Consider the following 13,977-nt stretch of genomic DNA (forward strand, 5'->3'; position numbering starts at 1 on the left):
TGCATTTACGCGATCCTCGCTTCAGGACAAGGTCATTGCCATACTTGACACTCATAGATGAGAATGCTTATCATTCTTAATCGCATTCAAGTTATTGCAGGGCGATGCACGCTCATCGAGCGCTGGTCCGCCCCCACTCATCGTTAAGAACAGGAAAAAAGATGGAAAAGCAGGTCAGCGCAATCCCAAGCCATACACTGAAGACCCTGACGTTCTGTGTGGGCCTCGCGCTCCCGCTCCTCGCCCAGGCCCAATCCACCGAGGCCAGCAATACCGCCGCCGGCACGACCTCGATGCCGCAGGTGCAGGTGCAGGCCCAGAAACTGGCCGACGACGTCGGTTCGTACACCATCGGCCGCACCCGCACCGCGACGCCGCTCGACATGTCGCTGCGCGACACCCCGCAATCGGTCTCGGTCGTCACCCAGCAGCGCATCGAAGACCAGGGCCTCCTCACGATCACCGACGTGGTCAACAACGTCACCGGCGTCTCGGTCAACCAGTACGAGACTCACCGCGGCAGCTTCACGGCGCGCGGCTTCGAAGTGACCAACCTGCAGATCGACAACATCCCGACCACCTGGGACGCCGCCTGGAGCGCCGGCGAAGTGCTGGGCAGCCTGGCGCTGTACGACCGCGTCGAAGTGGTGCGCGGCGCGACCGGCCTGATGACCGGCGCCGGCACCCCATCGGCCGCGCTGAACCTGGTGCGCAAGCGCGCCTTCAGCAAGACGCTGGGCGGCCGCATCGAAGCCACCGTCGGCCGCTGGGACAAGCGCCACGTCATGGCCGACGTCTCGACCCCGCTCAACGAATCGGGCAGCGTGCGCGGGCGCTTCGTCGGCGAGGTCGGCGAAGGCGACAGCTGGGTTCGGCACCTGGAGAACAAGGACCGCACCTTCTACGGCACGGTCGAAGCCGACATCGGCCGCGACGGCACCTTCTCGGCCGGCTTCAGCCGCCAGAAGATGAGCCCGCGCGGCCCGATGTGGGGCGGCCTGCCCTACCGCTACGCCGATGGCTCGGTCATCCCCGAAGACCGCTCGCTGACCACCGCCACCCCCTGGGCCGGCTATGACAACCAGTACGACAACTTCTTCGCCGACTACGAGCACCGCTTCGCCAACGGCTGGAACCTGCGCTTGACCTATACCGACGCCACCCGCGACGGCGATTCGCGCCTGCTGTACCTGTCCGGCGTGCCGGATCGCCAGACCGGCGCCGGCATCGGCTCCTTCGCCGGTTCCTATGTCACCCAGACCAAACAGAAGGACTTCGGCATCCACGCCAGCGGTCCGTTCTCGGCGTTCGGCCGCGAGCACCAGGCGGCCATCGGCTACCTGCATGCCGATACCGACTTCTATGCCAACAACCGCATCGCGACCTTCCCGGGCATGGCCACAGGCATGACGCCGCCGGTCACCGACTTCAACGGGTGGAATCCGGCCGCCTACCCGACGCCGACCTGGGGCGCGCAAGCGCGCTACCAGGACAGCGAAACGACCCAGCAAGGCCTGTACGGAATGGCGCGTTTCTCGCTCACCGACCAGCTCAAGGCCATCGTCGGCGCGCGCGTGACCAACTATGAGAAGCACGGCGGCGGCGCGTGGGAAGCCCCGTATTCGATCAAGCACACGAACGAGATCACGCCGTACGCCGGCCTGGTGTTCGACCTGAACGACACCTATTCGCTGTACGCCAGCCACACCAGCATCTTCCAGCCGCAGAACCTGAGGGACCTGGCCAACAACCTGCTCGACCCGATCGAGGGCAAGGCGAGCGAAGCCGGCATCAAGGGCGAGTTTTTCGACCGCCGCGTGAACGCCTCGCTGGCCGTGTTCCACCTGAAGCAGGACAAGCTGGGCCAGGCGGCCGGCCGCATCGATCGTGACGGCCCGTCCGGCCCGCTGCTGGAAGAAACGCACTACCGGGCGGCGGACGGCGCCACCAGCAAAGGCATCGAGCTGGACGTCTCGGGCGAGATCGTCTCTGGCCTGAACGCCAGCATCGGCTACGCGATCTTCCGCGCCAAGGATGAAACCGGCGCCGACTTCAATGCGATCTACCCGCGCAAGACCCTGCGCGCCTTCGCTTCCTACCGCCTGCCCGGCGCCTGGAGCAAGCTCACCATCGGCGGCGGCGTCAACTGGGAAGGCAGCACCTACACCATCGACGGCACCGTGGCGCCAGGCATCGACGGCCGCATCGAGCAGGAGTCGTTTGCCCTGGTCAACCTGATGGCGCGCTACGATTTCACGAAGCAGCTGTCGGCCCAGCTCAACGTCAGCAACGCAACCGACGAAACCCACTTCGCGATGTTCTCCGCCTTCAACCAGATCACCTACGGTGCGCCGCGCAACACCTCATTGACCCTGCGTTACCGCTTCTGATGTCCTGAAGGTGAAGTCCTGGACGGGGCGCCGCGGCAAGGCGGCGCCCCGTTTCCTTGGGGCCTGCGCGCGGATTTATCTCAGCCGGTAGAATGAGGTCCAACTGTTACATCAGGAGTACTTACATGAAACGAACCGCACTGGTCGTCGGCGTCACCGGCATCGGCGGCAACCACGTCGCCCGCGAACTGCTGGCCGGGGGCTGGGAGGTGGTCGGCCTGTCGCGCCGCGCCCCGCAAGACCTGCCCGCCGTGCGCCACGTGGCCGCCGACCTGCTCGACCCCGCAGCCCTGGGCGCCGCGCTGGCCGACGTCGATCCGACCCACGTCTTCATCACCACCTGGATGCGCCAGGACAGCGAGGCCGAGAACATCCGCGTCAATGCCGCCCTGGTGCGCAACCTGCTCGACGCGCTGGCGCCAAAGAAGAGCGTGCGCCACGTCGCGCTGGTGACCGGCCTGAAACACTACCTGGGCCCGTTCGAAGCCTACGCCAGTTCGGGCACCCTGCCCGACACCCCGCTGCGCGAAAGCCAGCCGCGCCTGCCGCTCGAGAATTTCTATTACGCGCAGGAAGACGAAGTCTATGCCGCGGCCGAGCGCGACCGCTTTACCTGGACCGTGCACCGCCCCCACACCGTGATCGGTCTGGCGGTCGGCAACGCGATGAACCTGGGCACCACCCTGGCCGTCTACGCGACCATCTGCAAGGAAACCGGGCGCCCGTTCCAGTTCCCGGGGTCGAGCGCGCAGTGGAACGGCATGTCGGACGTCACCGATGCGCGCATGCTGGCCAGGCAGCTGGTATGGGCCGCCGACACCGACGCCGCCCGCAACGAAGCCTTCAACATCGTCAATGGCGACGTGTTCCGCTGGAGCTGGCTGTGGCCGAAGCTGGCCGCGTTCTTCGGCGTGCAGGCGGCGGGCTTCAACGGCACGATCCAGCCCCTGGAGGCCGCGATGGCGAACGACCACGCGGTGTGGCGCGAGATCGCCACGCGCCACGGCCTGGTCGAAGCCGACCTGGATCGCCTGGCCTCGCCCTGGCATACCGACCTCGACCTGGGCCGCCCGCTGGAAGTAATGACCGACATGGCCAACAGCCGGCGCCTGGGCTTTGCCGCCTGGCAGGCCACCGACGATTCGTTCTACGACCTGTTCGCGCGCCTGCGCGCGGAGCGCCTGATTCCCTGACGGTTCAGCCGGCCGGACAGGCCGGCGCCGCCCCCCCGACCTGTCCCTCCTGCTGGGCGCGCACCGCCAGCACGATGGTGGCCGAGAGCTTGTCCAGCGCCGCCCGGTGGCCCGCCACCAGGGCGTCGTGGCCCATCCCCACGGGTTCCTGGAACACGCTGCGGCAAGTCTGCATCTGGCCGCCAATCTGGCCGCCATCGAGCCTGCGCACGCTCCACACCACATCGATCAGCGCATGGCTCCCGGGGCGCGATTCGAAGCGCTGGACGTCGGCGCCGATCCGGTACAGCGTGCTGCCGTCCGGCGCCGCGCTGCGGTAGACGTCCACCCCGCCCACACGGGCCGCGATCCCGAGCGACAGGCTGTTGCCGATTTCCTCGGCCAGCGGCCCGGCCCAGCGATGGTGTTCCTCGAGGTCGATCGTGCCTTCTCCGGTGCTCACCACCATCTGCGGACGGCGCAGCTGGGCCGGCACCGTCACCGGCCGCATCTCGAAATACAGCGGCGCGGCGCCGCCGGCGGGCGGCGCGACCGTCGGGCCGCCGCTCAGCGTATAGAAGCGGTCGACCGGCGTGCTGCTGCAGGCGCCGAGAAAGGCGCCGAGCAGGCCGGCGGCGCAGGCGGTGGCAAGGGCGCGGCGGCGCAACGGGAATGACGTCATCACTTCTTCTCCTGGGGTTTGCCGCGGATGATCGACTGCGGATTGCGTTCGAGGTAGTCGGCCAGCGCATTGAGCTTGGCCATCGTGTCCGTCACTTCCTGCAGCGCCTGGCGCAGGTCGGACTGCAGCGGCGAATCCTGGGCCAGCAGGTTCTCGGCGCGCGCGAACGTGCCCTTGGCGGCGGTGAGCGTGCCCGTCATCTCCGGCAGCACCTCGCCTTCGAGGCGCGCGAGCGTCGCGTTCGCCTGCGCCAGCGTGCGGTTCAGGTTGGCGCCGATCTCGTCGAACGGCACCTTGTCCAGCTTGTTGGCGATGCGCGCCACCTGGGCTTGCAGCTCGTCGAGCTGGCCCGGCACGGTCGGCAGCACCACCAGCTCGCCCTGCTGGCCGATCGCGGCCTTGGCCGCCTTTGGGAAGAAGTCGAGCGCCACGTACAGCTGGCCGGTGAGGATGTTCCCGTTGCGCAGTTGCGCGCGCAGGCCGCGGCCCACCATCATGCCCAGCATGTCCTGGCCGGCGCGGCCCTGGTTCAGCGCGTTCATGAAGTCCTGGCCCAGGCGCCCCGGGTACATGTCGATCGTCACCGGCATATTGAAGCGGCGGCGCTCGCGGTCCCATTCGATGCCGACGGTGCGCACCTCGCCCAGCGCCACGCCGCGGAAATCGACCGGCGCGCCCGGCGCAAGGCCGCGCAGCGTCTGGTCGAAGTACAGCACGGCGCTGGTGGCCGGGCCGTCGGGCGGCCGCAGGGCCGCGGCGCGGTCTTCGGCCAGCCGGTAGCGGCTGCCCGCCGGGGCCGGCACGGCCGGCTTCTTGCCGTCGGTCGATTCGAAGGCGATGCCGCCGGTGGCCAGCGCCGCCAGCGACTGAGTATTGAGCTTCAGGCCGCTGGCGTCCAGGCGCAGGTCGACGCCGCTCGCGTGGTACCAGCGCGTGTCCGTGCCAACGAAGCCGATATACGGTTCCTCGACGAATACCGACATGTCGACGCCCTGGCCGGCCTTGTCCAGTTCGACCTTGGCCACCTGGCCGACGCGCACGCGCCGGAAGTAGACCGGCGAGCCGGGCGCGACCGACCCCAGGCTGTCGGCATGCAGCAGGTATTCGCGCCCCTTCAGGCCGATCGGGATCGGCGGCGCCGTCTCCAGCCCGGTGAAGGCGTCGCTGGACTCCTCGGACACGCCGGGCGCGGCGCCGATGTACGGGCCGGACAGCAAGGTGCCGAGTCCCGACACGCCGCTGGCGCCGATCTGCGGCCGCACCACCCAGAAGCGCGAATCCTTCGCCGTGAAACGGCCCGCCTCCTTGACCATCGCGATCTTGGCCACCACCCGGTTGCCGTCTTCGGCCAGCGTCACCGACACCACGCGGCCGATGTCGACGTCCTTGTACTTGACCCGGGTGGTGTTCGCCTCCAGGCCTTCGCCGGTGGCGAAATAGACGTACACCGTGGGGCCCTTGTCGGTCACCCACTGCACCACCTGCCAGGCGCCGATGACGGCCGCCAGCAAAGGGATCAACCAGATCAGCGACGGCAGCCAGCGGCTCGGCCGGTCGACGTCGGGCGAAATGGGGCCCGGGGCCGGCGGCCCCTGCGGCGCTCGTACGCCGTCCTGTTCAGGCATGTCGTTCTCCATTCGATTCAATAGGGTCCCAGATCAGGCGCGGGTCGAACTGGTGCGAGGCGACCATCGTCACGATCACCACGCAGCCGAAGGCGATCGCGCCGGGCCCCGCGGTGATCGTGGCCAGCGCGTCGAAGCGCACCAGCGCCACGGTCAGCGCGACCACGAAGATGTCGAGCATCGACCAGCGGCCGACGAATTCGACCACGCGGTAGGCGCGCGTGCGCGCCAGCGGCGCCATGCGCGAACGCAGCTGCGCGGTCGCATTGAGCCAGGCCAGCGCCACCAGCTTCGACACCGGCACCACCATGCTGGCGATGAAAATGATGATGGCCAGGCCCGGCGAGCCGGTGTTCCAGAACAGCACCACGCCGCTCATGATGGTGTCGCCCTCGGCGCCGCCGCCGATCGTGCGGGTGTACATGACCGGCAGCACCATGGCCGGAATGTAGAGCAAGGTGGCCGCGGCCAGCATCACCCAGGTCCAGCCGATGCTGTTCGGGATCCGGCGGTACAGCGCGGCGCCGCAGCGGCGGCAGTGCGCCGCGCCATTCTTCGCGCGCTGCCAGGGATGGCCGTTGACCAGGCCGCAGGCGCCGCAGGAGACGAGCGCGCCGGCCACGTGGGCGCCGGCGTGCGGATGGGCGCCACCACCGGCCGCCTGGCCTGGACGCGGCGCCAGGCGGTCGGCCAGTTCCCACAGCGCCTTGGGTTCGTAGCGCATCACGAGCGCGCACAGGATGGTCAGTACACCGAAAGCGAACAGGCCCGGATGAGGCACCACCCGCGCCATGCTGGTCATCTTGATCACCGTGATCAGGATGCCGATCATCAGCACTTCGGTCATGGCCCAGTGGCGCGCGCCCTGCACCACGCGCAGCACCATGTTAAATCCCGGAACGCGCCGGCCACGGCGCAGGCCGACGGCGACATACAGGAGCGATGCCAGCTCCAGGCCGGGGAAGACGATCGCGCACAACAGCACCATCGCCGCGATCACCTGCATTCCTGCGTTCCACAGCACGCCCACCGCTTCCAGCAGGGTCGCGCTGGACGCCATGCCGCCCATCTCGAGCGTGACGATCGGGAAGCTCTGGGCCAGCAGGTAGACCAGCACGGCGCCCAGGGTCAGCGCCACCAGCGAATCAGCGCGGCGCAGGGGCCCGCCGGCATGCCAGCGATACAGTTCGTGGCGGCAGCGCACGCAACGCGCGCGCTCGCACGAATTCAGCGGCTCCCGGTGGTACAGGCTACCGCAATCATGACAACCGATCAGATGCTCCGCGCTCAATCGCTCTCCTCGCTCCGCTACATTAGTGCTTTCGCACTATGTATTATGACCGGAAGCAATTGAGCGTGCAGTCCAAGAGGAATCGCGTGCGCCTCGCCGGTCAGAAACGGACCTTGACGAAGGCCGATGGGCCCTTCAGTTTCAGGTCCAGGTCGGCGGTGCGGTCGCCGTTGCGGTGCAGGTCGATCTTCTGGACGGTGTAGTCGAGCACCAGGCCGACGTTCTGGTGCGGGAACCATTCGACGCCGACCGCGCCGTTCCAGATATGGCCTTCGACCGTGCCGCCATTCTTCTTGATGCCCGAGGCCTCGGCGTAGAAGCGCCATTGCTCGTTCAGCGCGTGGCGCCATGCCAGCTCGACGGTTGGCGCCCAGACGCTGTCGCTGCCCGAGGCCGAACCGCTCCACGAATAATTCTCGACCGGATTCGAGGCGCTCAGGTTGGCATCGACCGAGCCCGAGACCTTGGCGCGCAGGTAGGCCGCGCCCAGGCCGACCCCGAAGGCGTTCCTTTCCTTGCCCATCCACCATTTATAGGCGAAGCGGGCCATTTCGAGGCGCAGGTCGGCTTCGGCGCTGATGGTGCCGCTGACCGGCCGGCCTTCGTAGACGGTATCGCCGCTGGCGCTGCCGGCCCAGTCTTCATCGAAGCGGAAGTAGTCGAACGACAGGCCATGCCTGTCGCCGATCAGCATCTCGGCCTTCACGCGCGGCAGGGTGACGTCGTCGATCTTTTCGTCGGGCGTATCGACGCGGCCATAACGGGTGTCGCCGCCCAGGTGGATCGTCGGCTCGGCATGGAAGGCGCCGGCCGAGATGCTCATGCGGTCGAGGGCCGGCGACTGCTGGGCCTGGGCCATGCCGGCGCTTGCCGCACCCAGCACGATGGCGCACTTCAGGGCCAGGGCGAGTGTGGTGGGAATGGTGGACAATGTGAAGCGCGGCGCGATGCGGGACATGGGTTCTCCGATAAAGAATGATATTCAATTGCCCGCCAGACCATGTCTAAGCGTAGCGACATTCATTATCGCAAGATGGCATTTGAGCAATGCGCACGATTGATGACTTTGTGGTCAACAAGCGACAATTTACTAAAAGTAGAAACATATGTTAGCTGGCGTACCGCGCCATGCAAAAGGCAGCCGTGGTCGCAACGCCATGGTTTATCATCAGGAAACATTAACCATTTCGCCTTGCGCCTCACCGATGAAGCAATTCACGCTGCCCCAGAACTCCTTCCTCCTGTTACTGGCGATCGTGACGATCGCGTTCTTCTGGGTGCTGCTACCCTATTCCGGGGCCGTGTTCTGGGGCGTGGTGTTCGCCATCCTGTTCGCGCCGCTGCAATCGCGGCTGCTGCGCGCGACCAAGGGGCGGCCGACGGCCGCCGCCCTGCTCTCGCTGCTGGTGATCGTCCTGATGGTGCTGTTGCCGCTGGCCGTGATCACCTCGTCGCTGATCAATGAAGTCACCGCCATCTACGCGCGCCTGAGCGCAGGCCAGCTCGATGTCGCCTCGTACTTCAACCTCGTGGTCGGTGCACTGCCGGACTGGGCGATCTCACTGCTCGAGCGGTTCGACCTGACGAACCTGGCTTCGCTGCAGGAAAAAATCACCGAAGGCGCGGCCCAGATCAGCCAGGCCACGGCGCAATACGCGCTCAATATCGGCCGCAACACGCTCGATTTCGTGATCAGCATGGCCATCATGCTGTATCTGCTGTTCTTCCTGCTGCGCGACGGCCGCATCCTGGCGGCGCGCATCCAGCGCGCAGTCCCCTTGTCGAGCGAGTACAAGGGTCGCCTGTTCCAGAACTTCACCACGGTGATCCGCGCCACGGTCAAGGGCAATGTGCTGGTGGCGATGGCCCAGGGCGCGCTGGGCGGCCTGATCTTCTGGGCGCTGGACGTCAGCGGCGCGCTGCTGTGGGGCGTGGTGATGGCGTTCCTGTCGCTGCTGCCGGCGGTCGGCGCGGCCCTGGTGTGGGCGCCGGTGGCGGTGTACTTCCTGGCTACCGGCGACATCTGGCAAGGCGTCGTGCTGGCCGCCTATGGCGTGCTGGTGATCGGGCTGGTGGACAATATCCTGCGCCCGATCCTGGTCGGCAAGGACACCAAGTTGCCGGACTACGTGATCCTGCTCTCGACCCTGGGCGGCATGGCCCTGTTCGGCCTGAACGGTTTCGTGATCGGGCCGGTGATCGCGGCGCTGTTCATCGCGGCCTGGGATCTGTTCTCGCGGGCCGATGAATTTCACGAGCCGCCGGAGGACTAGTCGCACAGCCCGTTCTGCCGGGCAAGGCAGCGTGCGCCAAGCAAAACGCCCTGCTCGAAGCAGGGCGTCTGTTCGTGGCGCGGCGCGCCGGTTACTTCTGCTGTGCGTGCGCTTCCAGGCGGCGGGCGACTGCCGGCGAGATGGCGTCCGCGCCGCGGGTCATGCGGTACAGCGCCCAGACGTCGCCGGCGTCGGCGCTGCGCGGGACGGCGACTGGCGCCGCCTTTGCACGCAGGAAGTTGGTGAGGGTTGCGGCGACGGCCGACAACTGGGCTGCAAAGCTGGGGCGAAGCGACAGGGTGGACATGATCTTCTCTTTCGTGTGTGAACTGGTATGACTCCAGTATGCGCCCACTGAGATAGAAATCAAATTGCGATCCATGATGATCGCCATTCACAAACCATCTATCTCATCGACCGCCAGTCATACTGATCCTGTATGACCGCTATCGCCCTATGACCCGCCGCTACCGCCTTGCCAGGGCAATCAGGCCAGCAATCTTGTCAATGATCTTCGTCAGCTGGGCGTCGTCGGTGAAGGTGACGTCGGTCCGTTCCAGCTTGCTGCGGCGCTCGACCCAGTCCTGCTTGTGGGTGTTGACCAGGATGTCCGACACGCTCGGGTCGGCAAGCAGACGCTCCAGCGGGCCAAAGCCCACCATCTCGTTCTGGCTGTTGCGCGTCAGCGTCGTGCGCCCGGCGTCGTTGATGACGAGGCCAGGGGGGCGTTGCTTGTGGTTTGGCTCACAGCGGCAGTTCCCCGTGCGCACGGGTCCACAGCACGCAGCCGATGGCGGCGGCCGCGATCGCCACCGCGTACGGCAGGCGGCCGCTGGCTGCCTCCGGCGGCGCGGGCGGGGCGGCGGTGCGGCCGGCCAGCGCGGAAAAGACGGCCCGCATGACCATCTGCCAGGCATTTCCGGCCAGGCGCCGCAGGCTGCCCTTCCAGGCGGCGAAGGCCGCCGCCAGCAGGCCGCCGGCGAGCAGCGTGACCAGGCCGACGGTCAGGGTCTGGCCGGCGCCGACGAACGCGCCCACCATCGCCAGCAGCTTGACGTCGCCGGCGCCCATCAGGCGCAGCGCATACATCGGCAGCAGCAGCGCCAGGCCCAGTCCCCAGCCGCCCAGCGACTGCAGCAGGCCCAGGCCACCGACCTGCGGACCGAACAAACCCGGCCCCGCCGGCAGCAGCGCGTGCAGCGCGAACGCCGCCAGCATGCCGGGGAACATGACGGCATTCGGGATGCGGCGCGCGCGCACGTCGTGCCAGACGGCGGCGCCGAGCAGCGCAAGCAGCAGCATGAGTGGCAGCGTCGTCATGTTCGACTCCGGTCGAAAAAAAATCCGGCAGCGGAAAGACCGTGCCGGATCGGGGCCGCCGTCGGGCGGTGGGATGTCTCAGGGCTTGCTACTTGATCTTTGCCGCCAGGGCGTTGAACAGGACGCTGATGTTGCTGCCCAGCAGAGTGATCACCGCGATGATGACGCCGGCGATCAGCGCGGCGATCAGCGCGGCGATCAGCGCGTACTCGATCGCCGTGACGCCATCCTCTTCCTTGATCAGGTTGGCGATGAAGTTCATGGTCGTGCCTTTCGTTGATATGAATAAGTCGGGCTTCATGCGATCGTCCACACGGCCATCGCCGCGATGAAGCAGACGACTGCGAGCAGGACGCTCAGGACCAGGTACGACATTGCCGGGCTGCTGTTTCTTTCGTAGTTGTGCTCCGGATTGTCTTCCCGCGTGGGTTCCATGTCGTCCACGTTCGCTCCTGTCCTGTTGCCGCCATGCCGCGTGAAACGGTACGCGGCGCACGGGTCGAATCTTACGGATCGGCGGTTCTGGCGCCATCCGTCAAAACTACCTTTTCGCGGGGGACTTGTTGCCACGGCGGTCTGGGACAAATGTCCCAGACGCCATGTGGAGAGGATCGCCAGGCAGGCTGGAGAAGTGAGCGGCGCCCGGGAGCGCGCCGGCGGGGAGGGTCAGGACAGTCCGTGCCTGGTGGCGTAGACGTAGAGTTCGAGGCGGTTCGCCACGTCCAGCTTCTGGTAGATGGTGGTCAGGTGGTTGCGCAGCGTGCGCTCCGAGATGAAGGCGCGCTCGGCCAGGTCCTTGTTCAGGGCGCCCTTGCCCTGCACGATCATGCCGATCACCTCACGCTCGCGCGCAGTGAGCGAGGCGATGCGCTGCGCCTCCGGATCGGCCTTCGGCGCTGGCGCCACCAGCTGGCCCAGCAGGACCTGCATCAGCGTCTGGTCGAGCCACAGCTCGCCGCCATGCACCTTGCGCACGGCGGCCAGCACGTCCTCGGTCGGCGCCTCCTTGCTGACCACGCCGCGCGCGCCGGCCTTGACCGCCGCCGCCAGCGTCGCCTGGTCGCGATTGGCGCTCAGGATGACGACCCTGGTGGTTCCGTTCTGGATCAGCGTCGGCAGGAAATCGATCGAGCAGGTCCCCTTCAGGTCGAGGTCGAGCAGCACGATGTCGGGCTTGAACTCGGCGCACAAGGCCCTGGCCTCGATGCCGTCGCTGGCGCTGCCGACCAGCTGGAAGGCATCGCCCTCGGCCTGGATCAGGCGCTCCAGTCCCCACAACATGGTTTTATGGTCATCGACCAATAAGATACGAATGGTCATGTTTCTCCTTGCAACTTTGCGTGTTCAGATCGGTATGTGGATGCGCAGCAGGGTCTGGCGGCCGTCGGCTTCCATCTCCAGTTTGCCACCCAGGCCCTGGACCCGTTCGGCGATCGAGCTCGGCACGAAGGCCGCGGCGGCCTTTCCGCCCACGGCTGTCGGATTGACAATATCGATGGCGAGCGTACCGCCCTTCGCTTCCACCACCACGCCGGCCGTGCGCGCCCGCGTGTGCTTGCAAATATTGCTGATGCCTTCGGTGACGATCTGGAACACTTCGGCCGCCATGCGGTCCTGGATGGGGCTGTCGGCATGCATTTCCAGCATCACATCCAGGCCATAGAAGGTCTCGACCTGGTGCAACTGGCGCCGCAGCGCGATCAGCAGTTCCGGTTCTTCCTGGCGCCCGCTGCGAAAACGCTGGGCGAAGTCGCGCATGTCACCGATCACGCCCGAGCACATTGCCAGCAAGCGATCCAGCTCCGGCGCGACCGCGCTGTCGTCACCGGCCTGGTTGCGGATCGCGGCCACCGCGTGGCGCAGGCCGATATACGGCTGGATTGTGCTGTCGTGCAAGTCGCGGGCGATGGTCTGGCGCTCGCGGAACGCCGCTTCCGACGCCAGCCGGTCGAGCAGGTCGATGGTTTCGATGACCGGGAATGCCTGTTGCACGATGTGCTTCAGGAAACTGGCGTCGCTGCGCTTGAGCCGCGCGCCGGTGACGATGATGCGACCGCTGCCCTTGCGCAGCGGCAGCGCGGCGCTGATGAACCCCTCGGCATCGAGCAGGTCGGCGACATGGCGGCAGGCGTGGGGGTCGGCCTGGCGCCACTCGCGCGTGTCCTTGCCCTGGTTCAGCGCCGTGGCGCGACCCAGCGCGAACAGGCCGAGGTAGCGCGGCGGCGCCTGGTACAGGCTGGCGTCGTCCTCGAGCCTGAGGAGCGGCGCGATGTCGGCCGCATCCGGCCGGCTGCGGCTGATCGCACGCCCGCTTTTCGGATGGTGAGCCGTGCTCATGACCCAGCGCTCGTGGCTGTCCTGCATCAGCAGCACGCAGCTGTCGGCGCCGTAGAAGCGCAGGATCTTTTCCATCAAGGAGTCGAGGGTGTGCTGCACCCCGAAGCGCGGATTGGACAGGCGGCTCACGTCGCGCAGCAGCGCCAGGCGTCGGCGCTGGTCGACCGCCAGTCCGCCCCAGAACGCGACCATATAGCCGAGCGCCAGCATGAAGGTCGCGCGCAGCAGCAGGATGTGCAGCGACGCCAGGCCTTGCGCCGCCGCCACCGACAGCGCCACCACGGCGACCGAACCGAGAGTGAGCTTGGCGCCGGCGTCGAAGCCGTGGCGGAACGAAGCGGCCAGGATGGCGAAGAAGAAAAACGGGAAGAAAGGGCTGGCGCTGCCGCCGCTGGCCCAGACGAACAGGCCGTACCAGGCGATGTCGATCCAGTACACCAGCGGACCATGCGAAAAGCCGGCGCGGTAACCGGCGAGCGCCAGCAGGGTCAGGCTGTGGAGGACATAGGCGGCGAACACGGCCCAGGTCCATGCGCCCGGGGCCGTCATGCCGCCCGGCCCGATGAACAAGGTGAGCAGCGCCGACACGGCCAGCAGCCCGCGCATGCCGAACACCATCCAGACCTCGGCGTCGGCGTTGGCCACGCGCTGCTCGGCGCTCGACTGGCGCGTGCGCGCGCGACCCGTTGAACGAAGAAAGGAAGGGACGATGCTTGCTAGCCAATTCATGTTGTGCGGCGCCGACGGAGGCGTTGAATCCTTTCTAAAACCGATGCGGGAAATGTTTTTTTCCCTATAGAATCCCGAAGCTTACCGCATGACTGGTCAACCCTTCCGTAAAATGTCCTGAATTACGATGTATCCGCCGTCAGTCCGACGCCACGATC

Annotated in this window: 13 protein-coding genes and 1 pseudogene; 3 read left to right on the forward strand and 11 right to left on the reverse strand. The window is 66.8% G+C overall.

Annotation, left to right across the window (positions count from 1 at the left end):
• Positions 1-161: 161 nt before the first annotated feature.
• Together ABIB38_RS04475 and ABIB38_RS04480 are read left to right on the forward strand one after the other, a co-directional pair.
• Complete coding sequence (locus tag ABIB38_RS04475) at positions 162-2,390, forward strand: TonB-dependent siderophore receptor (RefSeq protein ID WP_429202105.1); 2,229 nt, start codon at positions 162-164, stop codon at positions 2,388-2,390.
• Between the two features lie 125 nt (positions 2,391-2,515).
• Positions 2,516-3,583, forward strand: a complete 1,068-nt coding sequence (locus tag ABIB38_RS04480) for an SDR family oxidoreductase (RefSeq protein WP_429202107.1) — start codon at positions 2,516-2,518, stop codon at positions 3,581-3,583.
• Between the two features lie 4 nt (positions 3,584-3,587).
• Here ABIB38_RS04480 and ABIB38_RS04485 read toward each other — a convergent pair whose 3' ends face one another.
• The 4 genes from ABIB38_RS04485 to ABIB38_RS04500 all read right to left on the reverse strand — a co-directional run bounded on the left by ABIB38_RS04485 (position 3,588) and on the right by ABIB38_RS04500 (position 8,118).
• Complete coding sequence (locus ABIB38_RS04485) at positions 3,588-4,244, reverse strand: PqiC family protein (RefSeq protein WP_429202109.1); 657 nt, start codon at positions 4,242-4,244, stop codon at positions 3,588-3,590.
• Positions 4,244-5,869 (reverse strand): intermembrane transport protein PqiB, encoded by a 1,626-nt coding sequence (locus tag ABIB38_RS04490; RefSeq protein ID WP_429202111.1) that lies wholly within the window; start codon positions 5,867-5,869, stop codon positions 4,244-4,246. The genes ABIB38_RS04485 and ABIB38_RS04490 overlap by 1 nt, the downstream gene beginning before the upstream one ends.
• Positions 5,862-7,160 (reverse strand): paraquat-inducible protein A, encoded by a 1,299-nt coding sequence (locus tag ABIB38_RS04495; RefSeq protein WP_429202113.1) that lies wholly within the window; start codon positions 7,158-7,160, stop codon positions 5,862-5,864. Before ABIB38_RS04495 ends, ABIB38_RS04490 begins: the two co-directional genes overlap by 8 nt.
• Positions 7,161-7,260: 100 nt before the next feature.
• The gene (locus ABIB38_RS04500; RefSeq protein WP_429202115.1) at positions 7,261-8,118 is read right to left on the reverse strand and encodes a hypothetical protein; all 858 of its coding nucleotides are present in this window, start codon (positions 8,116-8,118) and stop codon (positions 7,261-7,263) included.
• 247 nt (positions 8,119-8,365) lie between these two features.
• On the opposite strand from ABIB38_RS04500, the gene ABIB38_RS04505 reads away from it, so the two are divergent.
• Positions 8,366-9,433, forward strand: a complete 1,068-nt coding sequence (locus ABIB38_RS04505) for an AI-2E family transporter (protein ID WP_429202117.1) — start codon at positions 8,366-8,368, stop codon at positions 9,431-9,433.
• Between the two features lie 91 nt (positions 9,434-9,524).
• On the opposite strand, the gene ABIB38_RS04510 is transcribed toward ABIB38_RS04505, so the two are convergent.
• The 7 genes and pseudogenes from ABIB38_RS04510 to ABIB38_RS04540 all read right to left on the reverse strand — a co-directional run bounded on the left by ABIB38_RS04510 (position 9,525) and on the right by ABIB38_RS04540 (position 13,819).
• On the reverse strand, positions 9,525-9,740 hold the full coding sequence (locus tag ABIB38_RS04510; RefSeq protein WP_429202118.1) for a hypothetical protein: 216 nt from the start codon (positions 9,738-9,740) through the stop codon (positions 9,525-9,527).
• A gap of 178 nt (positions 9,741-9,918) precedes the next feature.
• Positions 9,919-10,143 (reverse strand): annotated as a pseudogene (locus tag ABIB38_RS04515) (CpaF family protein); the annotation flags it as partial.
• A gap of 34 nt (positions 10,144-10,177) precedes the next feature.
• Positions 10,178-10,753: a prepilin peptidase gene (locus ABIB38_RS04520; protein ID WP_429202120.1), complete on the reverse strand. Its 576-nt coding sequence runs from the start codon at positions 10,751-10,753 to the stop codon at positions 10,178-10,180.
• An 88-nt stretch (positions 10,754-10,841) separates the two neighbouring features.
• The gene (locus tag ABIB38_RS04525) at positions 10,842-11,015 is read right to left on the reverse strand and encodes a Flp family type IVb pilin (RefSeq protein WP_429202122.1); all 174 of its coding nucleotides are present in this window, start codon (positions 11,013-11,015) and stop codon (positions 10,842-10,844) included.
• Between the two features lie 35 nt (positions 11,016-11,050).
• Positions 11,051-11,197, reverse strand: coding sequence for a hypothetical protein (locus ABIB38_RS04530; RefSeq protein ID WP_429202124.1), 147 nt, complete (start codon positions 11,195-11,197; stop codon positions 11,051-11,053).
• A gap of 222 nt (positions 11,198-11,419) precedes the next feature.
• On the reverse strand, positions 11,420-12,073 hold the full coding sequence (locus ABIB38_RS04535; protein WP_429202126.1) for a response regulator: 654 nt from the start codon (positions 12,071-12,073) through the stop codon (positions 11,420-11,422).
• 24 nt (positions 12,074-12,097) lie between these two features.
• Positions 12,098-13,819, reverse strand: coding sequence for a sensor histidine kinase (locus ABIB38_RS04540; RefSeq protein ID WP_429202128.1), 1,722 nt, complete (start codon positions 13,817-13,819; stop codon positions 12,098-12,100).
• Between the last annotated feature and the right edge of the window lie 158 nt (positions 13,820-13,977).

This window comes from Massilia sp. UYP11, from assembly GCF_050434805.1.
In the GTDB taxonomy this organism is placed as follows: domain Bacteria; phylum Pseudomonadota; class Gammaproteobacteria; order Burkholderiales; family Burkholderiaceae_D; genus Telluria.